Below are 24,469 nucleotides of genomic sequence, written 5' to 3' on the forward strand. Positions count from 1 at the left end.
CTAATTATAGTGGAAGATACTAAAAAAATCGATATAAGAAAGAAAAAAATACTTAAAGCAGGTCAAATTTTTCTTGTAATAATTGTAATACTCACATTTACTTCAAAAAGCATTCGCAATTTAACCCTTCCAAAGGTTAGCACTATGGATGCAAAATCAGGAAGTTTAATTGTAGAAATAGCCACAGATGGTATAGTAAATGCTGTAAAAAGGGTAGAGCATTATATTGATTTTTCTGCAACGGTTAAAGAAGTAAAAGCTTCTTTGGGTGATGTGATAGTCCCGGGAGATACTATATTAGTTTTAGATAAAGAGCCTTTAGAGCTTGACCTAGTAAAAAAAGAAATTGCTCTTAAAAGATTAAAACTTCAATATGACAAGTCTATAGCAGGAAATGTAGAAGACGTACTATATACATATGAACAAAAAATAAAAGAAGCAGAAACTGAACTTTCAAAAATAGAAGAAGAAGTTAAAGTAAAAGAACAATTATATAATGAAGGGGCTATCGCTAAAAAAGAACTAGACAACGCTATTAGTCAACTTGACCTAGCAAAACTTAAACTTGAAAATGCTAACAATGACTTAGAAAAGCAATTAGAGAAGTCAGAGAGAGAAAAAGAAAATAGGGAAAGAGAAATAGAGCTTATGAAGCTTGATATATCAAGTGCTGAAATAGAAATTGAAGAGCTTAAAAAGATGATTAAAAACTGTACTGTAATCGCCACAAGTGATGGAACAATTAAAGAAATCAACTTTAAAGAGGGAATGATTACAAATAATTCAAAGCCATTATATATTTTAGACAGCCCAGATAAAGGGTTTGAAGCCACCGTTACGGTAAACAATGAGGAGAGTCAATACTTAGAGGCTGGAGATAGTGTTCAAGTATTATTGAAAAGTGGAAACAGCGGCGCATTAAAGGGGGAAATAAAATCTATAAAAGATGCTGAAAATACGGACAAAAAACTAGTGACAGTAGGACTTGAAGACCATAACCTTAAGGGTGGAGAAATAGTTGAGTTTTATATGAAAAAACCTATAGGCTCATATAAATACCTTGTGCCTAGGCAGGCTTTAAGAACAGATGAAAAAGGGAAATTTGTTTTTATTCTTGAAGAAAGGCAAGGACCATTAGGAAAAGAGTATTATGTTGTTAGAAATGGCGTCACAGAGGGTGATTCTGACAATAACAATGTAGGTATTTTTTCAGGACTAATGGGTGGTGAACGTATAATTGTAAGAAGCAGCAAACCTATATCTGAGGGCAGTCTAGTTACGATAGAATAACATAGGGAGGAAGGTGATATGAAATTTAGATTTGAGAAAAGACATATGTTTATATTTTTATTCATCCTTTTATTATTTTTAAGCCAATCAATATATTTATATATACAAGATTTAAATAGCAGCGTAGGCTATGAAAAGCTGGCAATCAGATTAAAAGAGAAGCTACCTGCTGAAAGGGGATTTAATGTTGACCAAATAAGTAAGCTAAATAGAATTATATCACCAGACATGGCTACATACTATGCATTCAAAGTTTCAGCAGTGTCTTCAGCTCGAGGGATTAGACAGACTCAAATATATGGAGTATTAGGAAACTTTAATGAGTTTAACAGAGTTAAGCTAATAGAAGGCTCTTTTATAGACGAAAATGACAATAGGCTAAAAAGAAATGTTGTAGTAATTGAAGATACAGTAGCAGAAAGCTTATTTGGCAGTAAAGAGGTCTTAGGATTAGAGATTGAGGTATATAATAGAAAATTTGAGATAATTGGAATAATCTCTACAGGGAGAGCAGCAATAGAAAAACTAATTGATATAGGAAGCTCACGTATTTATATACCGCTAAATACTATGGATGACTTAACTGAAACTTACATAGGGAATGTTGAGTATAAGAATGAGGGAAGCAACTTAGACATTGACGTTATAAAAGACAAAATAGCTTTGATAGGGAAGGGTTATAATGATTTTTTAATTGAAGATTTAAATATAGTAGGCAGTCAGCAAAGGCAGAAGTACGATATTTTATTATTTGTATTAGGAGTATATTGCTTATATGTGCTTATTAGATTGATTATAGATATTATTAAATACATTGTGTCTTATTCGAGAAACAGATTAGAGGATAACTACTTTTTTGCCATGATAAAGAATGGGAAAAAAGTATATATAAAAGGGATATTAGCTATAGCTGGAGCATTAGTTTTAGGTTTATTTATCTGGAAAAAATCCTCATTTAGACTCTATGTAGCACCAGATAAGATTCCTGATAATCCTGCTAGCATCACACAAATTTTAAGTGTGGCGACAAAGTATATAACTGAATTTTTTAATTATAATTATGCTCATCCTATTTATGAAATTAAAGTATATGGTTTTTTGCAGAAGCTTAGCACTATAGTATTTTGGATAGGTTTAATATTTGAAATATTATGCTTAGCATCTATAAAAGGAAAGAAATCAAGCAAAATCAAAGAGAGTATAAATGTGTTGCTTAGTACTGGAATTTGTGTGATAGTTTCAGTTTGGCTGTCTGTTATGTTTATATACTTACTAGGATTACCGGTTATGATTTCAATGGTAGATTTACTTTTTATATGGATTAGCTTTGTTATTGTATATTTTTATCAACAAGGAGAATATTTAAGACTATTCTTTGGTGGTTTCGAGGGAATACAAAATAGCACTAAAGGAGCATAGATAACTAAAAGGGGGTAGTCACTTGGCATCTATTACATTTAAAGACATATGCAAATTATATGATAAAGAAGTAGTTGCTGTAAAGGGCTTCAATCTAGAAATACAGGATAAAGAATTTATAGTTTTAGTAGGGCCTTCTGGCTGTGGCAAAACCACTACTTTGAGAATGGTGGCGGGATTAGAGGAAATAAGCTCGGGAGAATTGTATATTGATGATAAGCTAGTTAACGATGTTTTGCCAAAGGACAGAGATATTGCAATGGTGTTTCAAAACTATGCACTATATCCCCATATGACTGTTTATGACAATATGGCATTTGGACTGAAAATAAGAAAAATGAATAAAGCTGAAATCAATGACAGAGTTAAAAATGCTGCAAAAATATTAGATATAGAAGAGCTGTTACAAAGAAAGCCTCGTGCATTGTCTGGGGGACAGAGACAAAGAGTTGCCATAGGTAGAGCAATAGTGAGAAATCCTAAGGTATTCTTAATGGATGAGCCACTTTCAAATCTAGACGCTAAGCTTAGAAATGGAATGAGGACAGAAATAATTAAATTGCATAAAAGACTACAAACCACATTTATATATGTAACCCACGATCAGACTGAAGCCATGACATTAGGCGACAGGATAGTGATAATGAAGGACGGATTTGTTCAACAAATAGCTTCACCACAGGAAGTATATAATAATCCATCAAATGAGTTTGTTGCAACATTTATAGGGACACCAGAAATGAATTTATTTGATGCAGAGCTAATTATGGAACATGATGAATATTTGATTTCCCTATACGGGCATAAAATGAATATACCAGACAAGTATAGGGAAATGCTGAAGCTTAAAGGCATAAAACCTCAATCCGTTAGGATTGGAATAAGACCTGAAAACATAATAATATCAGAAAAAATACCAGAAAGCTTTGAAATAAATGTAGATGTGTCTGAGCTTATGGGAGACGAAATGTTAATTCACAGTAAACTTTATAACAACAACATCATTATAAAAACTCAATCTAACATAAATATTAAAGCTGATAACACAATAAACATATCCTTCAAGACAGATAAGCTGCATTTATTTGACAATGAGACAGGACATAACTTGGTAAAGCAGTAGAAGCAGCAAACAGTAGGGACGGTTCTTCTTGCTTCCAAAGTCCCAACCGTTTTATTGTGCCAAGATTCCTGTCCCCTTGGCCGAACATGGCAAGCTCCAAATAATATCTTAAGGAGGAGTAAAATGAAACCCCAAAAAGTAATAATTATTTTATTAGCACTTTTACTAATAGTTACACTTTATGGGTGTACTACAGAGAATAAGACAGCAGGTGTAAATAAGAATACCGAAGCAACATATAGAGAAATCATATTAAATGATGTATTAGAAGCAGAGCATATAACAAACATAGGTCTAAATAAAAATAATGAGCTAGTAGCATACATTGCAGGGGATAGTAGAAAATATGTAGTTCTAGATGAAAATATAGAGGTGAAAAAAGAGATAAACATTGGCTTTGATGGAAGGGCAAATATTTTCACTATTGACAGCAACAATAATATGTACATACTGTCAGAAATGTCAGAGACAAATGAGAAAAAAGACATAGTAAAGATAATTAAAAAGCTCTTTTCCTATGACAATGAATCTAGCTCAATTACTGAAAACAATGCAATAGGTGAGCTAACTGACACTACAGCAAGGTCGACGGAAGAAATCACAAAAAAGATAAGAATAGACAGCAAGGGCAATATTTATGCCTTAAAGCTAGGTGGAAAGATAGAAGTATTTGATAGTAAATTCAATTCTAAAAAAATACTAGATTCAACACTATACACAGATATAGATATAGACGAAGAAGACAATCTATTAGCAATACGCAAAAACATAGAGGAAAGAGTTCTAGATAAGATAAACACAAGTAATTATAAGATAATATTAAGCAAGGAATACGACTATAATGAGCTGCCACGAAGCATATACTACAACAAAAACACTAAGAGTCTATATGGAATAAGCACAGGCTGGATAGTGAAGTATGACTCAAAGGGAAATATGACAAATAGATTGTTAAATACAGGCGAATTGTCAGACATAGAATTTATATTTGATTTTGTAGTTGATGATAGTGAAGAAGTATACATAACAGCAGATGCAGGGGGAAGTTACAAGCTAATTAAATATACAACATCAGCCCCTGAAATAAAAGAAGATGAAGAGGCTAAAGAAGAAAGGACCGAAGTAGTTGTTGAAGTAACTCAAGACTACGGCAATCAATTAACTAGAGCAGCGAGGAAATTTGGAGAATTAAATCCTGATGTAAAGGTTACAGTTAATTTATATCCTGACCTTGATGGGGCTCAATATAATGATAAGCTAAATGCAGAGCTAATAGCAGGCAAGGGGCCAGATATCTTATATTTTCGGGGATGGGAGCCAATAAGAACATATATAGAAAAAGGCATGCTAGTAAACCTTGATGAGATAATGGAAAAGGATAGTGAATTTAATATAGAAGAGTATAATACACATATGATCGACAACTTAAGATACAAGGAAAAATTGTATACTATGCCTATAGACTACTACATGTTTTATAGCTTTGTACTAAATCAGAAATTACTAGATGAAAAAGGAGTAACTGTAGGTGAGGATCTAATTTGGAAGGATATATATGCTCTTTCAAAAAAACTAAATGAAAATAGCACAGAACAGATATATGTGCTGCCTAAAATTGATGATTATATGCTGTTTGATTGGATTGTTCTCAGTGATTTGGATTATTATATAGACTGGGATAAAAAAGAGGCAAGATTTGATAGCGAAGAGTTTATCGAAACCTTAGAACTGTTTAAAGCCATAAAAGAAGATAATGTAATGCATCCAGACTTACAGTGGATTGATATAGCCAATGACAAGCATAATAATGAAGATTTAAAAAACATTGCAATATATACAGGCCAAACCCATGCATATCATTATATAAACAGCATTGGAGCTGTATTTAATGGTTTTAATGCAATACCAGTGCCTAAGGGAGAGTATACAGGTAACAGAGAATATGGTAGCAGTTTTTTAGCTATAAATGCTAATTCCAAGCATCAAGAGCTGGTCTGGGAATTTATCAAATTTATGATAACAGAAGAGATGCAAACTATTGATAGCTATATATTCCAAAAAAGTTTTCGCATTAATAACAATGCAAGTAAAAGACAACTAGATGAATTAGTATTTAAAGAACAAGAAAAAAATAAAGCCTATATGGAAAAACAGGGTCTATTTTTTGTAACAGAAGAAGATGTTGAAAGACTTAACAAGATAATAGGCAATCTAAATAAGCCTTCAGTATCAGATCCTTTCGAAGGGATAATATATGAAGAAATTCAGCCATTTTTCAACGGTGAAAAGACAGCAGAAGAATTAGCCAAACAGTTGCAAAACAAGGCGGATATATATTTGCATGAGTAAGCCCCGGCATAGCCGAGGCTTTCATCTATTTTATATTTTCCATAGCCTTCTTCGCAAATTCAGTAGTTACTACTTTATTATAATCTGCTCTTTGATCTAGTTCCCCTGCTAACTCCATAATATCCATCATATGATTTAGACCTTCTTCTGTTAGCACAGGGTCTGGTTTCCAAGTGTCTTGCTCTTTATATCTTTCCACTAGTTTTATCAATATTTCTCTTTCTGTTTCAATAAAATGAGGCTGTAAAGCATCTGCAATTTCTTCTACTGAATGAGAATGAACCCAAAGCATACCTTTATAAATAGCATTTGTAAAGCTTTGAATTATTTCGGGGTTCTTGTCTATATAGCTTTTCTTAGCACTATAGCAAGTATACGGGATATATCCACCTTCTTTACCAATAGATGCAACTATATAGCCCCTTCCTTCCTTTTCTAATTGAGAAGCTACTGGCTCAAATAGTGTTACATAATCACCCTCTCCACCAGTAAAAGCACCTGCCATCATGTCAAATTGTATGTCGGTACGTACTTCCAAATCTACTCCTGGTTGTAGTCCGTGTTTTTTAAGTACATATTCAAGAGTCATTTCAGGCATACCGCCTTTACGCCCTCCTAGCAATGATTTTCCTTTTAATTTATCAAAAGTAAAGTTTGGATCTTCTTCTCTACCAACTAAAAAAGAACCATCCTTTTGTGTTAATTGTGCGAAGTTGACAGCATAATCCTCTTTGTTTTGATTATAGACATATATTGTTGCTTCTGGTCCCATAAATCCAATATCAGCCTCACCACTAAGTATTGCTGTCATACATTTGTCCGCACCTTTGCCATTTATGAGCTCAATTTTTAAACCTTCTTCTTCGAAGAAGCCTTTAGTGATTGCTACATATTGAGGTGCATAGAAAACTGAGTGAGTTACTTCAATTAACTTCAAGGTCTTAGTATCATTCTTTTCGCAGCCCATTAAAAATGTTGACGCTAATATTATTATAAGTAAAACTATTGAAATAAATTTTAGTTTTGGCATCTTACCCCTCCTAAAAATTAAATACCTTAATTTTATAATATTCAATATCTAAGGAAAGGTTACAAAATGAAAATCTAACTTGAAAACATATTTTAAAGCATAAAAAGCTTTAGAAATTATTTTAAATAGCAGGATTTTCATATTATTGAATAGAATAGTAATAAGTATGAAAACCTAATAGTACATGTAATGCGTTGCAATTACTAATATTGTTCCAAAAACTCAAGAGAAAAATATAATATAATATAGAGTCTTTTAATATTTATATAGTTTAATCCTATAAAAATATCATTAAAGAGGTGACATATGAACATACCTAACATTTTAACGACCATAAGGTTTTTTCTTATTCCTATTTTCGTAATTATTTTTTATTCATCAATGGAAAACAGTGTATTATATGCTGCTCTTGTGTTTGCTTTGGCTGGTATTACAGACGTATTAGATGGTTATATTGCAAGAACTTATAATATGATAACAAAATGGGGTGTTGCAATGGACCCATTAGCAGATAAGCTTATGCAATTAACTGTATTAATATGCTTTACTAGTAGAGCTTATTTACCTATATGGGTAATAATAGTAGTAGGAATAAAGGAGATACTAATGATAATAGGAGGCTTCTTTCTTTATTGCTTTGTTGATAAAACAGTTATTCCTGCTAATAAATATGGTAAGATTGCAACGATAGCCTTTTATGTGGCTATATTATCAATAGCATTTAAATTTCCTGAGACAATAAACTTCATTCTTGTATTAGTTGCTGTTCTACTTACCTTAACAGCTTTTATCAACTATCTTATTGGTTTTAAAAAAGTGAGAAAGGATAACAAAAATATTAAATCATATTGACAAATTTTGTTTTGTTATATATTATAGAAATAATTAAAATCAATAAATCTATTGCGTTGAAGAAGAGGAGTAGGTAGATAACCTATAAAGAGAGTATAGTCCATAGGCTGAAAGACTTTACTGGGCAATGTTTACTGAAGGTAGCTTCTGAGCTTTCAAGCTGAAAATATAGTAAGCTTGAACGGTTAAGACCGTTATTCTAATGAGAGCCAGATGTTTTTCTTATCTGGAAATAAGGTGGTACCGCGATTACGGCCCTTCGTCCTTATATATATGACGAAGGGTTTTTTATTTTGCCAAGGATGTGATGTGTATGATGTTTAAATTAGGGGTAGCATTTTTAATTGCAGGGACAGTCTTTATATTTGGTGCAGACATATTATCTAAGCAAGGGAAAATAACTACATTAGAGTCATTGCTAGTAACTAAATTAATTGGCTTAGGCTTAACTATTACTGCAACTATATTAATGATTTTCGGGAAATAGATTATTCATAAAATTAATGATACAGATTTACAAAAGGAGGTTTTCGTATGAGCGAAAGTTTAGCTAAAACTTATAATCCAAAGGATTTTGAAGAAAGAATTTATGAATATTGGAATGAAAAAGGGCATTTTAGAGCAGATGTAAATAAGGAGAAAAAACCATTTACAATAATGATGCCACCACCAAATGTTACTGGTAATCTTCATATGGGTCATGCTTTAAATGGTGCAATACAAGATATTCTTATTAGATGGAAGAGAATGGAGGGTTATGAGGCTCTTTGGCTTCCAGGAACAGACCATGCAAGTATATCTACAGAGGCAAAAGTAGTTGCTAAAATAGAATCTGACGGAAAGAGCAAATACGAGCTAGGAAGAGAAAAATTCCTAGAAGAAGCTTGGGATTGGACAGAGAAATATGGAGGAAATATTAGAAATCAGTTAAGAAAGCTTGGAGTTTCCTGTGATTGGTCAAAAGAAAGATTTACTTTAGATGAAGGACTAAGCAAGGCTGTTGAAGAGGCCTTTATAAGACTTTATTATAAGGGTTTAATATATAGAGGAGATAGGATAATCAACTGGTGTCCTAGTTGTGGAACTGCCCTTTCTGATGCAGAAGTTGAGCATGAGGAATCACAAGGAAAGCTTTGGCATATTAAATATCCTGTTAAAGATAGTGAAGAATATATTGTTATAGCTACAACAAGACCAGAAACTATGCTAGGTGACTTAGCGGTAGCAGTACACCCAGAAGATGAAAGATATAGTAATTTAGTAGGTAAAACATTGATTCTTCCATTAGTAAATAAAGAAATACCAATAATTGCTGATGAATACGTTGAAAGGGAGTTTGGAACAGGTGCAGTTAAAATAACACCTTCTCATGATCCTAATGATTTTGAAGTTGGAGCAAGACACAATCTTGGTCAACTTAAAATAATGGATGACCATGGGCATATCAATGAGAATGGCGGAAAGTACCAAGGTCTTGAAAGATATGAAGCTAGAAAAGCAATAGTAAAAGACTTAGAGGAGCAAGGATATTTAGTAGAAATAAAAGATCACACTAATAATGTAGGTCATTGTGAAAGATGTAATACTATTGTAGAACCAATTATATCAAAGCAATGGTTCGTTAAAATGCAACCTTTAGCTGAGCCTGCAATTAAAGCACTAAAAGAGGAAAAACTCAAATTCATACCTGATAGGTTTGGAAAGATATATTTACACTGGTTAGAAAATATAAGAGACTGGTGCATTTCAAGACAGTTGTGGTGGGGGCATAGACTTCCAGTATATTATTGTCAAGATTGTAATGAAGTTATAGTTTCAAGAGAAAAACCAGAAAAATGTAGCTGTGGAAGCACAAATATTGTTCAAGATCCAGATACTCTTGACACATGGTTTTCATCTGCATTATGGCCTTTCTCAACATTAGGCTGGCCAGAGAATACTGAAGAGTTAAAGTATTTTTATCCTACAGATGTATTAGTAACAGGATATGATATAATCTTTTTCTGGGTTGTAAGAATGGTATTCTCAGGTTTGGAGTATATTGGAGAAATACCTTTTGAAAATGTATTTATTACTGGACTTGTAAGAGACTCACAGGGAAGAAAGATGAGCAAATCTCTTGGAAATGGAATTGACCCATTAGACTTAATAGACCAATATGGAGCAGATGCTTTGAGATTTTCCTTAGTAACTGGAAATACACCAGGAAATGATATGAGATTTTATATTGAAAGAGTTGAATCAAGTAGAAACTTTGCAAACAAACTATGGAATGCATCTAGATTTGTTTTAATGCATCTAGAAGAAGGCAGTATAGCAGAAGAAAAAAATCTCCACCTTTCAGAAGAAGATAAATGGATTATTTCAAGAGCTAATTCTGTGGCAAAAGAAGTTACTGAGAATTTGAGAAAATATGAGCTAGGTATAGCAGCACAAAAGATATATGATTTTACTTGGAATGAGTACTGTGACTGGTATATAGAAATGGTTAAACCAAGATTATTTAGCGATGATATAGCTGATAAAGAAACAGCAAAATATGTTCTTCTAGCAGTTCTAAAAGATATATTGAAACTTCTACATCCATTTATCCCATATATTACAGAAGAAATATGGGATCACTTACCAGGAAAAACTAATGACTTGATTGTTGAAAAATGGCCTGTATATGATAAAAACAAAGACTATAAGGATGCAGAAAAATCTATAGAATTTATTATGGAAGCAGTTAAAAGTATAAGAAATATTAGAGCTGAGATGAACGTAGTTCCTTCAAAGAAGGCAAAAGCTATATTTATGACAGCTGACAATGAACTGAGAAATATATTAAATACATCCGAAAGATTTTTCAAGACACTTGCATCTGCTTCTGAAATTGAGATAGTAGAAAGCAAAGACAATATTAGCGATGATGCTATGTCAGCAGTAGTAGGTAATTGTACTATATTCTTACCATTAGAAGAGTTAGTAGATTTTGAGAAGGAAATTGAAAGACTCGAAAAAGAAAGAGAAAAGCTTGAGGGTGAAATAAAAAGAGTTAAAGGTAAGCTATCAAATGAAGGATTCGTTAGCAAGGCTCCAAAACAAGTAATTGAACAAGAGAGAGAAAAAGAAATTAAATATCAGCAAATGATGGAGAAGGTATTAGATAGGCTAGCAAGTTTAAGAAAGTAGAGGATAAACTTTAGCTATATACAAAACCCGTTAGTTTAATTTTAAGCTAATGGGTTTTGTTATTAATAAAACTTAATATTATATTTTTAATTTTTAAATTTTCAAAAAACTCCAGTGATGATAAAATATAGTGAAGGAGGGGGTAAAATGAAGAAAAGAAAATTTTCATTAAAGCTGTTTTTATTTTTTATGATTTCTTTCTTAATTATTGCATTTATGCATATTAGCTTCAATGCGACTATAATGTCTAGGCAACCATCACCAAATTGGAGTAGGAGCTTTGCTATTAGTTCATTTTCTTATACAAGAGAAATTGTTGCTGATATTACTGAAGAGGGTGATATTATAATTCTTTCCCCCGTAAAAGATGGTAAAGAAATACTGAAGGTAACAAAACTCGGAAAAAACATGCAAATTAAAGAGGAATATGAGGCAATTATAGATAAGTTAAATATAAACCGAATTAGCTCTGATGATATTTTACTTGTAGGAGAAAAACTTTATTGGAGAGACAATAAAGATAACATATTATACACATCAATTTTAGACAATAAAAACAAAAAAATTAGCAGAGTAGATAGAGTTCAACATAATATTATAGACTTTGATGTTACAGAAGATAATAAATATTTGGCAGTTGCTTTCTTAGATGGCAATGTAAATTTGTATGAAGAAGTAAATGGAGAGTATAATGACCTAGGAGGACCTTCTGACTTAGGAAAGGTAGAGATGGTTAATCTCAAAGTTAATGATAATATTGTTTATTTACAAACCGCTACATTTAATAAGAATAACTCGAAAAAAGAAGTGTATATAACTGAATATAAGAATAATAAATGGAATAATTCATTGTATATGACATCTATGCTTGAGTTAAAGAACCAGATAAAAGATATAGATTTTGCAATGGATAGTGACTATGTATATTCTATTTCATCTATTCAAGGGGATGTCAAAACTAGTTATGCTTACATAATTAATGGATACAATAAAGAAAGTAAAGAACTCCTTGATGAGCTAAAAACACGATGGGCAATGGATTTAAAGATTCAAGATTTTTCTAGTAAGCCTGTTATGTTTGACAGCAATAAAGAAGGGGTAACAGTATTTACTACAGCACCAAGTAGTTTAGATATTAGAGCTACTAATTCAAATGTAATTAAACTTAATCTCACAAAGAATGGATTTAACAGTGCTGAGTTAGTATCAAATACAAAAAAATGGTCTAATCAAGTAACTGTCTTGAGAAATAATAATGGTGATTATGTATTATGGAATGAAGCTGGTGGTTTTGGCTCAACTATAATCATGGGAACAAGTAATAATAACATTGTTTTAAAGAACAATACTGAGGTAACTACTGAAGATATTAAGCAATCTATTGAAGAGGAAATCCCGTTTTTAGCTAACCTTTTAATTGTTCTAGTTGGTGCAAGATTTTTCAGTATTCTCCCTTCAATAATTTGGACTTTATGTATGTTTTTCTGGTATAGCAAAATAGAGAAAAGAAGTAATTTATACTTATTTGTTGGTATAATTATTTACCTTTTATCTCAACTTGCTTCCATGGATTTTTACTATCAAAAAATTCATATAATGCCTGAGTATCTTACTACAGGTGTATCTAAATATGTGATACTATTGTTATTTGCAGTGTTAGCAACTATTTTTGCAAATATTTACAATAAAGAGTCAGATGAACCAGAAATTTATAAAACATATGTTATGTATTTACTTTATTTTCATGTTATGATTAATTACTTATTTGTTCCTTACTTATTTTAAACTCTGATCAAACTAGTGTTTTTCTATCTTGTACAAAATAATATTTAGGTATACAATATAGTAGATTAAATTTACAGGAGTGAGAAAATGAACTACAGAGAAGCTTTAGATTATATACATGGGACAAAAAAATTCGGTAGTAAGCTTGGGCTTGATAATGTTAGAGAGCTATTAAGATTATTAGGTAATCCACATAATGATCTTAAGTTTATCCACGTAGCGGGAACAAATGGCAAAGGCTCTACATCATCATTTATTGCAAATATCCTTATAGAAGGAGGATATAAAGTAGGGTTATTTACATCACCTTACTTAGAAATTTTTAATGAGAGAATGAAAATAAATAATATAGATATAAGTGATGAAAGCTTAGCAAAAATAACTTGTAAAGTAAAAGAAAAAGTAGAGGAAATGCTTAAAAAAGGCATGAATCATCCTACTGAGTTTGAAATAGTGACTGCCATTGCAATGCAATATTATAAAGAAGAAAATGTAGACTTTGTTGTTCTTGAAGTAGGCCTTGGTGGAAGATATGACTCAACAAATGTTATTGAAGACTCTTTAGCTTCTGTTATCACAACTATTTCAATGGACCATACAGATATATTAGGTGATACTATAGGAAAAATTGCCTATGAAAAAGCTGGTATAATAAAGAACAATGGGCTTGTAATTAGCTATCCACAAGAAAAAGAAGCACAAGAGGTAATAGCTGATGTAGCAGAGAAGAACAATGCTAGAGTCACAATAGTTCCTACTGAGAGACTAGAGATTATTGAAACTACTGAATTTGGTAGTAGATTCAATTTTGGGTATAAAGACATTAGGATGACTAATTTAGAAATTCAACTCATAGGAGCACATCAAACTTACAACGCAGTAACTGCATTGACAACCATATTAGCTCTTAAAGAAGAAGAGATTATTTCTATAACAGAAGAAGCTATTAAAAAAGGATTAAAAGATACAAAATGGAGTGGGAGATTAGAGGTTTTAAATAGGAAACCAACGTTTTTAATAGATGGTGCCCATAACATTCAAGGTATACAAGCACTTAAAAAGACTTTAAAAGAAATCTTCAATTATGACAAACTAATACTTGGAGTAGCTATACTTGCAGATAAAGATGTAGATCACATGATAGAAGAGTTGACTCCGATTGCAGATAAGATAGTGGTTACTGAAGCTAATATATTCAGAGCAATGAAGGCAGAGGAATTAGCTACAAAGATTAGAAAATACAATGAAAGTATAACTATAGAAAGCAATATAGAAAAAGCAGTTCAAAAAACCTTTGATATGGCAAGTGAAAATGACATTATTGTATTCTCAGGTTCACTTTATTTAATTGGAGATGTGAGAACCATAGTAAATAATATGAAGTAAATATATTTATTCTTTCTATTGAATAAAATAATAATGTATTTTATTCAATGGGGAGGGGACAGAAATCGTATTAGAATTTAGACCGTATAAGAAATTTAGCGATGCTGCATTACTAGAAAAAACTCTTACAGGAATTAATGAAATAAAACAGTTACCTTATGAATATGATGATAATAAATACATGTTAAAGATTACAATTCTCAACAGTATGATAAAAGAAATCAAGTTGAGAAGTATGGTTATTGAAAAGAGTTTAATCATAAAAAAGATATTTTTAGATTTTGAATAGATGCTATTAGCATCTATTTTTTTTGAATTTCACCTCATCACAAAAATAAATTAAATGCATAAACTGATATATAAGCGAAATGTGAGGGGGGAGATAGGTATGGAGTTGCTTGAAAATAAGCTTGTAGTTGCTAATACGGGTAGTGATTCATTATCAATAATTGATATTGATTCTTATACTTTGTCAGATACCATATTCCTTTGTGAATATGAAACAACAAAAATTAAGGACAAAAAAACCTCTAAAGGGCCAGTGGTAGGTCCTCATCACATATGTTTTTATAAAGATAATATTATTTACTCAGCTAACTCCTATAATAATAGTGTATATAGAATAAATTTTTATTCTAAAAAAGTAGAAGATATGGTTTATGTAGGTAGCTTCCCTAGCCATTTAATTCTTCATAAGGGCTATATATTTGTCACCAATAGCGATTCAAATTCGATTTCTGTAATAGATGAAAAGGAGTTTGTTGTAATTGAGAATATTCCTGTAGGAGAAAGACCTCATGATATAAAGCTTGATTACTTATATAATAAACTCTATATTTCGAATAATAATGGGTACAGTATAGATATGATTGATTTAAATCTAAATATTCAAAGAAGAATAGAATTAAAGTATAATCCGGTCCATATTGTAGTAGAGGACAGTACTATTTTTGTATTATCTCCACCATCAAATGGCATGATTGATAGTAAGCTAGTATTATATTCAATAAATGAGCAAAAAATATTTAAAGAAATTGATGTAAAAGGCGTTATTGTTGATTTAGTCACTTTAGAAGATAAAAAGACAGCCTATGTAACTAATGTAGAGGATGGTAATTTGTATGAAATTGATTTAGTAGAATATAAAATAAGAACTACACACTTCATAGGTGGAATGCCAAGTAATATAGTGAGAAGAGGTGATGAACTCTTTATCTCCGATGCTTTAAATAAAAGGGTTGCAATTTTTAACTATAAACAGGGTAGAATAATATGTAGCATAAATGTTGGCATTGAACCTAATGGATTAATAATAATTTAGCCATAGGAGGAACATATGGAAGAAAAACAATGGTATAAAATGAGTGGTGAAGAGATTACCAAAGAGTTAAATGTAGAAACTAGTATTGGACTAAATAATGAGGAAGTTGAAAAAAGAAAAGTCCAATATGGTGAAAACAGTATTCAAACAAAAGAAAAAAAGTCTTTATTTATGATGATTATAGAGCAATTCAAGGATTTTATGGTGATTATTTTAATCATAGCATCTATAATATCAGGATTTTTAGGGGAAATAAGCGATACTATCATTATTCTCCTAGTAGTTATATTAAATGCACTATTAGGAGTTATTCAAGAGAATAAGGCTGAAAAGTCATTAGAGGCTTTAAAAAGTCTTTCGGCACCTATTGCAAAGGTTATTAGAGAAGGAAAGATTATGGAAATAAAATCTAAAGAAATAGTACCAGGAGATATTCTAATAGTAGAAGCAGGAGATTTTGTTTCAGCTGATGGTGTCATTTTTGAGAGTGCAAGCCTTATGATAGAAGAATCTTCACTTACAGGTGAATCAGTTCCAGTAGAAAAAAACAGCCATACTTTAGAAGGAGATAATATACCTCTAGGAGATAGAAAAAACTTCGCGTATACTTCTAGCTTAGTGACCAATGGTAGAGGAAGGATTATTGTAACAGGTACTGGGATGAATACTGAGCTTGGGAAAATAGCTGAAATGATCCAAAGTCAAGAGGAAGTTAGAACTCCTCTGCAAGCTAAACTGGATGAACTAGGTAAACTACTAGGGATTGGTGCAATAATTGTTTGTGCTATTATATTCTTCATTGGATTTTTCCAAAAGAGGCCAGTTATAGACATGTTCATGACATCTGTATCCCTTGCAGTAGCTGCAATTCCGGAAGGACTCCCTGCAATAGTAACTATAGTACTATCTATAGGCGTTCAAAATATGATAAAAAGAAATGCAATCATTAGAAAACTACCTGCAGTTGAAACTTTAGGAACTGCATCTGTAATATGTTCTGATAAAACAGGCACACTTACTCAGAATAAAATGACAGTTACTAAACTCTACACTTATGATAGATTAGTGGATATAAATGATGCAGATATGGATAATAATGCTGAATTAGCTGCTATAACAATAGGTCTATTATGTAATGATGCTTCAATTGAAGAGGACAAGGGTGAAAAAAAGACTCTTGGTGATCCAACAGAGGTAGCTTTAATAGTTTCTGCCAGACAGCATGGTTTATTTAAAAAAGAACAGGAGAAGCAATTTAAGAGAGTAGAAGAAATTCCATTTGATTCTGATAGAAAATTAATGACTACTATAAATACCTATGAAAATGGATATAGAGTATTTACTAAAGGAGCATTAGATGTATTGCTAGAGCATTGTAATAAAGTGCTAGTTGAAAAAGATGTTGTACCATTGACGAGAGAAATAGTAGAAAAGATAAAAGAAATAAATGAAGAATTGTCATCAAATGCATTAAGAGTACTAGCTCTTGCTTATAAAGACATTTCTAGTATCCCAGATACTATTAGTTCAGAAATAGTTGAAAATGACCTTATTTTTGTTGGGGTACAAGGAATGATAGACCCTCCTAGAGAAGAGGTTAAGCTAGCAGTTAAGAGAAGTAAAGAAGCTGGCATTAGGCCAATTATGATAACTGGAGATCATAAAATAACTGCAATGGCCATAGCTAAAGAGCTTGGGATTTTAGAAGAAAATCAAGAAGCTATTGAAGGCAGAACTTTGGAAAATATGAGTGCTGATGAATTGTTCAATAATGTAGAAAAATATTCTGTTTATGCGAGGGTTTCTCCTGAACACAAGGTAAGAATAGTAGAGGCTTGGCAGAAGAAAGGGAAAATAGTAGCCATGACTGGAGATGGTGTCAACGATGCTCCAGCACTAAAGAAAGCTGATATAGGCTGTGCTATGGGTATAACAGGTACAGATGTATCAAAAGAAGCAGCAGATATGATACTTACAGATGATAATTTTGCAACTATTGTTGCCGCTGTAGAAGAAGGAAGAACAATATTTGATAACATCAAAAAATCAATACACTTTTTATTATCCTGTAACTTTGGAGAGATTGTGGCATTGTTTGTGTCAATTGTTTTAAAAATGCCAATACCTTTATTAGCTATACATATTTTATGGATTAATTTAGTAACTGATAGCCTTCCTGCTTTAGCTCTTGGAGTAGATCCTGCAGAAAAGGATATTATGAAAAGAAAACCTAGGGATCCTAGAAAAAGTATTTTTAGTGATGGACTTGGATTAATGCTAGCTGTAGAAGGAATTTTAATCGGTGTTCTTACGCTAGTTGCTTTTATTATTGGAAGCAATATTAGTTTAACTACTGGTAGAACTATGGCCTTTGCAACTTTGTCATTATCTCAGCTAGTTCATACATTAAATACTAGATCAATTGATAAATCTATATTTAAGATTGGGCTTTTTACTAATATGAAATTAATAGGTGCAATTTTTATCTCCCTGATATTGATGGTTGGTATAATAATAATTCCTGCTCTAAGGGAAATATTTAAGCTTGGATTATTAACATCATCACAATGGGGAATAGTAGTAGGTTTATCCTTTATAATTTTATTAGTAGTAGAGTTAGTTAAGATAATTAAAAATGCTAGAAATGAATAGCCTGCTTTAGCAGGCTATTCATCTATTAGCAGGTCAATAATTTTTTTGTAGATTTCTTGAGGATTTTCTTTCCAGTTATTACAAATCATTTTAGCTTGTTTATTTGAAACCACGTTCAAGGACATACTAAATAGGGTTATATCTTTTTCTATTACTTTTAAGTTCACTATATATTCAGAATCATTTTTTTTGTAATAGTTCCCAATGATTTGGCTATCTTTTACCATTTCTTCTTTTTTCTTTTGATATTTTTTATCTACTTCCTCTTTTAGTGTGTGTGGTATTCTGTCATTGAAAAAGCTGAGAGTATCTTTACCAGCTTTTGACAGATGATAGTATTCTTGTCCATCTTCAGTAGAAAACTCAATAAATTTTGAGCTTACAAGCTCACTTATAAATTGCTGAGCTAAAAAATAATTCATATAATTATTTTCTAGTAGAAACTGAGTAATTTCTGAATTGTTCATAGGAATTTCAGCATTATCTAGTATGTATAAAATAAGAAGCTTATACTGTGCTAGTTCTTTACTATTATCTATAAACATATTAATCACCTTCTAAACTATTATGATATATTTTTAAAACAAAAACATTTATACATCTGATAATGAATTATGCTAAAAGCAAAGATAGCAATATAAAGTAATTATATCATAAAAAAAAGAGAAGCGGTATTATGCCACTTCTCTTTTTTTATATATTATTTATTTGCCTGCTAAAGTTCTTTGTGCTGATTCAACTAATCTCTTAGTCATATAACCGCCAACGTATCCGTTTTGTCTTGAACTTAGATTTCCTTTATCTATAGATTCATAATTAGTTAACCCTAGTTCGCTAGCGATTTCAGCTTTCATTTGATTTAAAGCCATTCTTGCTTCAGGAACAACTATTCTATTTGATCTTGCCATGTCTTTCCCTCCAAATAGATTTTTTATAATACAACATCATCTTGATGTTGTATTATTAATATAACCTGCAACAATACTCTATATGCTAGTAATTAATACTAAGTAAGGACAGTATTTAGAAAATCTTCACAAGATTTAGCAATTATCAAATAGAATAAAAGCACTATATTAATATTATTTCTTTAAAGAATTACATTTATTACATTTATATTTATAAGTTAAGGTAAAAAAGTAATTAAATGCTATAGATTCTGGAAATGTAACCGAATTGTCATTAATATAATATAGATTATCCTACAAATTTCAAATATAATTAGATATAGTTATTTAGATTTATTACACAATTTATTACAAAGGAGAAGATAAACATTGAAAAAAACTTTTAAATTCATTCCAATTGCACTAATTCTTTTGTTATTCTTGTCAGGATGCTCGGAGAATACTAATAAAGTAAGTACAGATAATACCCAGACATCAGATAAACTGGTTCAGCTAGATAAAGAAGAAAAAATAGATAACAATGAGAATCAGCAAGAAGAAGCTATTGAAGAAAAAAACAATATTGATTCAAAAGAAAAAATCGATTTGTCCCTTAAACCAAATGAAGCAGGGCAAATAATGGTTCTCATGTACCATAATATAGGAGAAGAAGAAGCAGAATGGGTTAGAACTGCTGAAAACTTCAAAAAAGACTTAAAAACTTTATATGATAAGGGTTATCGACCTATTAGTCTTGAAGATTTTGTTAATAATAATATTAACGTTGAAGCTGGACTTACACCTATAGTAATAACCTTTGATGATGGAAATCAAAACAATTTTAATATAATAGAAAAAGATGGAGAAAAAATAGTTGACCCTAATTGTGCAGTAGGTATTTTAGAAGAATTCAACAAAGAAAATCCAGATTTCTCACTAAATGCAACTTTTTTCGTATTTGGTTCAAATCCTTTTAGGCAAGAGGAATTATTAGAATATAAGCTAAATTATTTAGTTGAAAAAGGCTTCCATATAGGTAACCATACATTGGGACATAATGATATGTCAAAAATTAAGGATGCAAGTGAAATACAGAAAGTTTTAGGAAAACAAGCTTCATTTTTAGAAAGTTATATACCTGATTATAAAGTAAATACCTATGCTTTAAGCTATGGTGCAAGACCAAAGGATAAGACATTATATCCATACCTTCAAAAGGGACAGTATGAAGGAATGACATATGAAAACATTGCAGTCTTAAACGTTGGTTGGGATCCATCTGTATCGCCTATAGATAAGTCCTTTGATCCTTATTCAATACATAGAATAAGGGCAAGTGAAACAAAGGTAGATGGCGTTGGAATGTATGATTGGCTTGCAGTATTCGATAAAAATCCAGAACGTAGATATATAAGTGATGGTAATCCTGACATAGTAACAGTTCCAAAGAAATTCGAAGAAAAAGTAGATACTGAAAAATTAAATGAAAAAGAACTTTATATTTACGAGGAGTAGGTTTATCTACTCCTTTTAAAATGTTAAAAAATACTATAAAGCAAATTTGAGGTTCTTTAATATATTTAGTACGACAATAGTCCTGTCACCCTGAGTGTAACTAAGGGTCTCTTGTTTTTCATATATAAGCTTGAATTAGAATGAATTCCCATCATTCTTTTATTATTCTTTGCGCAACATTTAATAATACAGAAGAAAAAGGAAGTAGAATAATAGTAGTAGTTACATTAAAGATTGTATGAGCATTAGCTATTTGTCTAGTAGGGTTATCAGGAGACAAATTAATTATAAGTGCGGAAAAATAATCTGTAAAAAAATAAAAAATAAGAACACCAAATATATTAAATAACACATGAACTAAAGCTGCTTGCTTACCAAATCTATTAGTTGCTAAACTACCAATTACAGTATCTACACAAGTGCCTATGTTTTGGCCTAAAATAATAGGAATTGCAGAATAAATATTTATTATATTACTAGCAGTCATAATTTGAAGAATAGTAATACCCGTTGTACTACTTTGAATAACCGCAGTTAATATAAATCCAGCTAATATACTCATACCCTTGCTATGGCTAAGATACTGAATTAGATCAAAAAAGAATTTAGTAGTCTTTATTCTAGATATGGAATACGTAATAACGTCCATGCCTGCAAAAATTAAAGCTAAGCTAAATACAGTTTTCCATATAATATGGTACTTTTTCTTTCTTAAAAAAAACATTAACATTGTTCCTAAAATTAAAAGATATAATGAAAGATTTTGTATTTTAAACGCTAATAATTGGGCTGTAAAAGTGGTACCAATATTTGCACCCATTATTATAGGAATAGCATTGTATATACTCAGCAAGTTTCCGTGAACTAAACTAATTACAATAATAGTAGTAGTACTACTGCTATGAAGAAGTGCTGTCATAAAAATACCAATGAAAACACCACCAAGCTTACTGGATGTGATTTTATTTATTCTATGTCTTATTTTAAATGAGATTATTTTTTCAAAGGATTTAGACATGAGTCGTATACCATATAAAAATAATGCGAGTCCGCTAGATATCCCTAATAAAGAAACAAAATAGATGTTTTCAAATAACATATCTTCCTCCTATACTGATTTGTAATAAGCGTATTATTTAATGTATATGTTTATTTTTTTTTGCTAATACAAAAAGGAGCAAGATAGATCATAAACCTTTTTTATCGCAAACTTAGATTAAATTTGTTTGAAATGCAAATAATAATTGTGATAAAAACAATACATGAAGAGGTGTAAGAATGGAAAAGAGGCTTAATACTGCAGAATTAAAGCAATGTATTAAAAGTTTTTTAAATGAACACAAGGAGGCTTCATTAGCTACATGTGGGAACAATATACCTAGATGTAGTCCAGTACAATATTTTACTGGGAATGAAATGGATATATATGTAATGTCTTGTGGAGGAGACAAATTCAACAATATCCAAGACAATCCAAATGTTTGTCTACTAGTAAATACAGAGTATTTAGATTACAAAAAATAAAAGGAGTACAGGTATTTGGGCAGGCTCACACTAGCCTAAAGCATTCAGAACTTATAGATGAAGCTAAGAAATTTGCTCCTCATAAACAATTATTAGAGATTCAAAAAGATTATATAAACATAATTAAAATAGTACCAGATAAAATAGTATATTTAGATGCCTTAAATGGAGATAGAACAAAACAAATATTAGTAAATGATGAAGTAATAGAAAAAGAAGACAAAATATTATCAATTCATTAGGGATGTGCTAGGGACGTTTTTTGCATTAAAATTAATAAAACTGTCCCTAGCTAATTTACTAATGCTTATGACTAGTAACAAATCTTTCTATTCTTTTTAAAGCTTCAACTATATTATCCATAGAAGAAGCATAGCAAGCCCTGATGAATCCTTCTCCACAGTCTCCGAAAGCATTACCTGGAACTGCCAACACTTTTTCTGTCATAAGAAGTTTTTCACAAAATTCATCAGAGGTCATGCCTGTTGACCTAATGCTTGGAAAAACATAAAAAGCTCCTAAAGGTTCAAAACAGTCTAGTCCTATTTTTCTAAAGCCATCAACCATGACTTTTCTTCTTCTATTATATTCTTTAACCATTTTCTTTACGCTATTGTGACCATTTTTTAAAGATTCGATTGCAGCATACTGTGAAACTGTTGGAGAACACATTATTGCATATTGATGAATTTTCTTCATTGCATCTATTAAAACAGGGTGCCCACATACGTATCCAAGTCTCCAGCCTGTCATAGCATAGGCTTTAGAAAACCCATTTATGACTATAGTTTTTTCTTTCATTTCTGGGAAACTTGCTATAGAAACATGTTCTCCAGAGTATGAAAGTTCAGCGTATATTTCATCTGAAATTACTATTATATCTTTATGCTTTAAGACTTCTACAATTTCACTTAGCTCTTTTTTTGTCATAATGGCACCTGTTGGATTATTTGGAAAAGGAATTATAACTACTTTAGTTTTTGACGTAATAGCCTTATCTAACATTTTAGGTGTAAGCTTAAATTCGTCTTCTGCCCTAAGATTTAATACTTTTGCAGTGGCACCTGTAAAAGCTGTACATCCTTTATAAGCGACAAAGCTTGGTTCTGGAATAATAACCTCATCTCCAGGACCTACTAAAGCTCTAAGTGCTATGTCTATACCTTCACTACCACCTACAGTAACTATCATTTCATTTTCAGGACAATAAGAAAGATTGAATCTTCTTTTTAAATATTTTGAAATTTCACTACGTAATTCAATGAATCCTGCATTAGATGAATAGTGAGTATGTCCTTCTTCAAGAGAGTATATTCCTGCGTCTCTTACATTCCAAGGAGTCACAAAGTCAGGCTCTCCAACTCCTAAAGATATGACATCTTCCATTTCATTAATCATATCGAAATATTTTCTTATACCAGATGGAGGCATGTTTTTTACATTATCTAAAATCATGTTTTCTATTATCATATAATCAATACCTCCCTATTATCTATTTGTTTTGACTTAAATATTGTGCCATAATCCTTATATTTTTTAAGGATGAAATGTGTAGCTGTACTAAGAACGTATTTTTGTACTGCCAGCTTTTGAGATACAAAAAGTGCTACTTCTTTCATGGTCTTTCCTTCAACAATAACTGTCAAATCAAAGCCACCAGACATTAAATAACAAGCCTTAACTTCAGGAAATTTGTATATTCTTTCTGCTACCTTATCAAATCCAACTCCTCTTTGTGGAGTAATTTTTACTTCTATCAAAGCGGTGACAGTTTCTTTACCAGTATTCTCCCAATTAATAAGAGTAGTATACCCAGCAATAATACTCTTTTCTTCGAAATCTTGAATAGCTTCTCTTACCTCTTCAACTGTTTTGCCAGTCATGACAGCTATTTGCTCATCAGTATACTTACAATTTTCCTCTAAAATCTCTAGAATTTCTTCCATACTTAACTCCTCCTATTTTTAAGGGTATTGTCAAAAATCTTAATAGAGATTTCTAACAACCCTTGATTTTTGAATATTTATATTGATTAAAATAGTTACCCCCATAAGGGATATCTTTTTAATATCTTTATAAACAAAAATGGATGACAAATCTCCGTTCATTGGTTATAATATCGTCGACGAAAACAATAAAAACCTAGAAAGGAATTGTCATCC

The 24,469-nt window shown here is 31.2% G+C and carries 20 protein-coding genes and 1 other annotated feature; of the genes, 14 read left to right on the forward strand and 6 right to left on the reverse strand.

The window, feature by feature from the left end:
- The first annotated feature begins 9 nt into the window (after nt 1-9).
- The 4 genes from ABV008_RS09995 to ABV008_RS10010 all read left to right on the forward strand — a co-directional run bounded on the left by ABV008_RS09995 (nt 10) and on the right by ABV008_RS10010 (nt 6,181).
- Entirely contained in the window at nt 10-1,290 is a 1,281-nt protein-coding gene (locus ABV008_RS09995) for an efflux RND transporter periplasmic adaptor subunit (RefSeq protein ID WP_352419680.1), read from the forward strand.
- An 18-nt stretch (nt 1,291-1,308) separates the two neighbouring features.
- Nucleotides 1,309-2,709, forward strand: coding sequence for an ABC transporter permease (locus ABV008_RS10000; protein ID WP_352419681.1), 1,401 nt, complete (start codon nt 1,309-1,311; stop codon nt 2,707-2,709).
- 22 nt (nt 2,710-2,731) lie between these two features.
- Nucleotides 2,732-3,832 (forward strand): ABC transporter ATP-binding protein, encoded by a 1,101-nt coding sequence (locus ABV008_RS10005; protein WP_352419682.1) that lies wholly within the window; start codon nt 2,732-2,734, stop codon nt 3,830-3,832.
- A 123-nt stretch (nt 3,833-3,955) separates the two neighbouring features.
- Nucleotides 3,956-6,181, forward strand: coding sequence for an ABC transporter substrate-binding protein (locus ABV008_RS10010; protein WP_352419683.1), 2,226 nt, complete (start codon nt 3,956-3,958; stop codon nt 6,179-6,181).
- Nucleotides 6,182-6,206: 25 nt separating this feature from the next.
- Here ABV008_RS10010 and ABV008_RS10015 read toward each other — a convergent pair whose 3' ends face one another.
- Nucleotides 6,207-7,211 (reverse strand): ABC transporter substrate-binding protein, encoded by a 1,005-nt coding sequence (locus ABV008_RS10015; protein WP_352419684.1) that lies wholly within the window; start codon nt 7,209-7,211, stop codon nt 6,207-6,209.
- Nucleotides 7,212-7,517: 306 nt separating this feature from the next.
- Here ABV008_RS10015 and pgsA point away from each other — a divergent pair, with 306 nt between their 5' ends.
- The 7 genes from pgsA (at nt 7,518) to ABV008_RS10050 (ending at nt 18,381) form a co-directional block, all read left to right on the forward strand.
- Nucleotides 7,518-8,063, forward strand: a complete 546-nt coding sequence (gene pgsA, locus ABV008_RS10020) for a CDP-diacylglycerol--glycerol-3-phosphate 3-phosphatidyltransferase (protein WP_352419685.1) — start codon at nt 7,518-7,520, stop codon at nt 8,061-8,063.
- A gap of 47 nt (nt 8,064-8,110) precedes the next feature.
- Nucleotides 8,111-8,333: a binding site (T-box leader), on the forward strand.
- Between the two features lie 43 nt (nt 8,334-8,376).
- Nucleotides 8,377-8,550 carry a hypothetical protein gene (locus tag ABV008_RS10025; protein ID WP_352419686.1) on the forward strand — a complete coding sequence of 58 codons (174 nt, stop codon included), beginning with the start codon at nt 8,377-8,379 and terminating at the stop codon, nt 8,548-8,550.
- A gap of 47 nt (nt 8,551-8,597) precedes the next feature.
- Nucleotides 8,598-11,237 carry a valine--tRNA ligase gene (locus ABV008_RS10030; RefSeq protein WP_352419687.1) on the forward strand — a complete coding sequence of 880 codons (2,640 nt, stop codon included), beginning with the start codon at nt 8,598-8,600 and terminating at the stop codon, nt 11,235-11,237.
- Nucleotides 11,238-11,384: 147 nt separating this feature from the next.
- A complete protein-coding gene (locus tag ABV008_RS10035; protein WP_352419688.1) occupies nt 11,385-13,022 on the forward strand; it encodes a hypothetical protein in 1,638 nt (545 codons plus the stop codon).
- A gap of 87 nt (nt 13,023-13,109) precedes the next feature.
- Nucleotides 13,110-14,408 carry a bifunctional folylpolyglutamate synthase/dihydrofolate synthase gene (locus ABV008_RS10040; protein ID WP_352419689.1) on the forward strand — a complete coding sequence of 433 codons (1,299 nt, stop codon included), beginning with the start codon at nt 13,110-13,112 and terminating at the stop codon, nt 14,406-14,408.
- 388 nt (nt 14,409-14,796) lie between these two features.
- The gene (locus tag ABV008_RS10045) at nt 14,797-15,729 is read left to right on the forward strand and encodes a YncE family protein (protein WP_352419690.1); all 933 of its coding nucleotides are present in this window, start codon (nt 14,797-14,799) and stop codon (nt 15,727-15,729) included.
- Between the two features lie 15 nt (nt 15,730-15,744).
- A complete protein-coding gene (locus ABV008_RS10050) occupies nt 15,745-18,381 on the forward strand; it encodes a calcium-translocating P-type ATPase, PMCA-type (RefSeq protein WP_352419691.1) in 2,637 nt (878 codons plus the stop codon).
- A 14-nt stretch (nt 18,382-18,395) separates the two neighbouring features.
- Here ABV008_RS10050 and ABV008_RS10055 read toward each other — a convergent pair whose 3' ends face one another.
- Nucleotides 18,396-18,926 carry a DUF4364 family protein gene (locus ABV008_RS10055; RefSeq protein WP_352419692.1) on the reverse strand — a complete coding sequence of 177 codons (531 nt, stop codon included), beginning with the start codon at nt 18,924-18,926 and terminating at the stop codon, nt 18,396-18,398.
- A gap of 159 nt (nt 18,927-19,085) precedes the next feature.
- Nucleotides 19,086-19,289, reverse strand: a complete 204-nt coding sequence (locus tag ABV008_RS10060) for an alpha/beta-type small acid-soluble spore protein (RefSeq protein WP_352419693.1) — start codon at nt 19,287-19,289, stop codon at nt 19,086-19,088.
- A gap of 369 nt (nt 19,290-19,658) precedes the next feature.
- Here ABV008_RS10060 and ABV008_RS10065 point away from each other — a divergent pair, with 369 nt between their 5' ends.
- Nucleotides 19,659-20,783: a polysaccharide deacetylase family protein gene (locus tag ABV008_RS10065; RefSeq protein ID WP_352419694.1), complete on the forward strand. Its 1,125-nt coding sequence runs from the start codon at nt 19,659-19,661 to the stop codon at nt 20,781-20,783.
- 151 nt (nt 20,784-20,934) lie between these two features.
- On the opposite strand, the gene ABV008_RS10070 is transcribed toward ABV008_RS10065, so the two are convergent.
- Complete coding sequence (locus ABV008_RS10070) at nt 20,935-21,882, reverse strand: Na/Pi cotransporter family protein (protein ID WP_352419695.1); 948 nt, start codon at nt 21,880-21,882, stop codon at nt 20,935-20,937.
- 179 nt (nt 21,883-22,061) lie between these two features.
- Here ABV008_RS10070 and ABV008_RS10075 point away from each other — a divergent pair, with 179 nt between their 5' ends.
- Complete coding sequence (locus tag ABV008_RS10075) at nt 22,062-22,307, forward strand: pyridoxamine 5'-phosphate oxidase family protein (RefSeq protein ID WP_352419696.1); 246 nt, start codon at nt 22,062-22,064, stop codon at nt 22,305-22,307.
- Complete coding sequence (locus tag ABV008_RS10080; protein WP_352419697.1) at nt 22,265-22,549, forward strand: hypothetical protein; 285 nt, start codon at nt 22,265-22,267, stop codon at nt 22,547-22,549. Before ABV008_RS10075 ends, ABV008_RS10080 begins: the two co-directional genes overlap by 43 nt.
- A gap of 58 nt (nt 22,550-22,607) precedes the next feature.
- On the opposite strand, the gene ABV008_RS10085 is transcribed toward ABV008_RS10080, so the two are convergent.
- Together ABV008_RS10085 and ABV008_RS10090 are read right to left on the reverse strand one after the other, a co-directional pair.
- Nucleotides 22,608-23,777 (reverse strand): aminotransferase class I/II-fold pyridoxal phosphate-dependent enzyme, encoded by a 1,170-nt coding sequence (locus ABV008_RS10085; protein WP_352419698.1) that lies wholly within the window; start codon nt 23,775-23,777, stop codon nt 22,608-22,610.
- A complete protein-coding gene (locus ABV008_RS10090; protein ID WP_352419699.1) occupies nt 23,774-24,253 on the reverse strand; it encodes an Lrp/AsnC family transcriptional regulator in 480 nt (159 codons plus the stop codon). The genes ABV008_RS10085 and ABV008_RS10090 overlap by 4 nt, the downstream gene beginning before the upstream one ends.
- Between the last annotated feature and the right edge of the window lie 216 nt (nt 24,254-24,469).

Origin of the sequence: Proteiniborus sp., from assembly GCF_040308045.1 — a bacterium.
In the GTDB taxonomy this organism is placed as follows: Bacteria; Bacillota; Clostridia; order Tissierellales; family Proteiniboraceae; genus Proteiniborus.

What these genes read in the sequence shown, in the direction of transcription:
- ABV008_RS10000 (WP_352419681.1), top strand. Translation starts at nt 1,309, where the DNA reads ATGAAATTTAGATTTGAGAAAAGACATATGTTTATATTTTTATTCATC.
- ABV008_RS10010 (WP_352419683.1), top strand. Translation starts at nt 3,956, where the DNA reads ATGAAACCCCAAAAAGTAATAATTATTTTATTAGCACTTTTACTAATA.
- ABV008_RS10015 (WP_352419684.1), bottom strand. Translation starts at nt 7,211, where the DNA reads ATGCCAAAACTAAAATTTATTTCAATAGTTTTACTTATAATAATATTA.
- pgsA (WP_352419685.1), top strand. Translation starts at nt 7,518, where the DNA reads ATGAACATACCTAACATTTTAACGACCATAAGGTTTTTTCTTATTCCT.
- ABV008_RS10025 (WP_352419686.1), top strand. Translation starts at nt 8,377, where the DNA reads ATGATGTTTAAATTAGGGGTAGCATTTTTAATTGCAGGGACAGTCTTT.
- ABV008_RS10030 (WP_352419687.1), top strand. Translation starts at nt 8,598, where the DNA reads ATGAGCGAAAGTTTAGCTAAAACTTATAATCCAAAGGATTTTGAAGAA.
- ABV008_RS10035 (WP_352419688.1), top strand. Translation starts at nt 11,385, where the DNA reads ATGAAGAAAAGAAAATTTTCATTAAAGCTGTTTTTATTTTTTATGATT.
- ABV008_RS10040 (WP_352419689.1), top strand. Translation starts at nt 13,110, where the DNA reads ATGAACTACAGAGAAGCTTTAGATTATATACATGGGACAAAAAAATTC.
- ABV008_RS10045 (WP_352419690.1), top strand. Translation starts at nt 14,797, where the DNA reads ATGGAGTTGCTTGAAAATAAGCTTGTAGTTGCTAATACGGGTAGTGAT.
- ABV008_RS10050 (WP_352419691.1), top strand. Translation starts at nt 15,745, where the DNA reads ATGGAAGAAAAACAATGGTATAAAATGAGTGGTGAAGAGATTACCAAA.
- ABV008_RS10055 (WP_352419692.1), bottom strand. Translation starts at nt 18,926, where the DNA reads ATGTTTATAGATAATAGTAAAGAACTAGCACAGTATAAGCTTCTTATT.
- ABV008_RS10060 (WP_352419693.1), bottom strand. Translation starts at nt 19,289, where the DNA reads ATGGCAAGATCAAATAGAATAGTTGTTCCTGAAGCAAGAATGGCTTTA.
- ABV008_RS10070 (WP_352419695.1), bottom strand. Translation starts at nt 21,882, where the DNA reads ATGTTATTTGAAAACATCTATTTTGTTTCTTTATTAGGGATATCTAGC.
- ABV008_RS10075 (WP_352419696.1), top strand. Translation starts at nt 22,062, where the DNA reads ATGGAAAAGAGGCTTAATACTGCAGAATTAAAGCAATGTATTAAAAGT.
- ABV008_RS10085 (WP_352419698.1), bottom strand. Translation starts at nt 23,777, where the DNA reads ATGATAATAGAAAACATGATTTTAGATAATGTAAAAAACATGCCTCCA.
- ABV008_RS10090 (WP_352419699.1), bottom strand. Translation starts at nt 24,253, where the DNA reads ATGGAAGAAATTCTAGAGATTTTAGAGGAAAATTGTAAGTATACTGAT.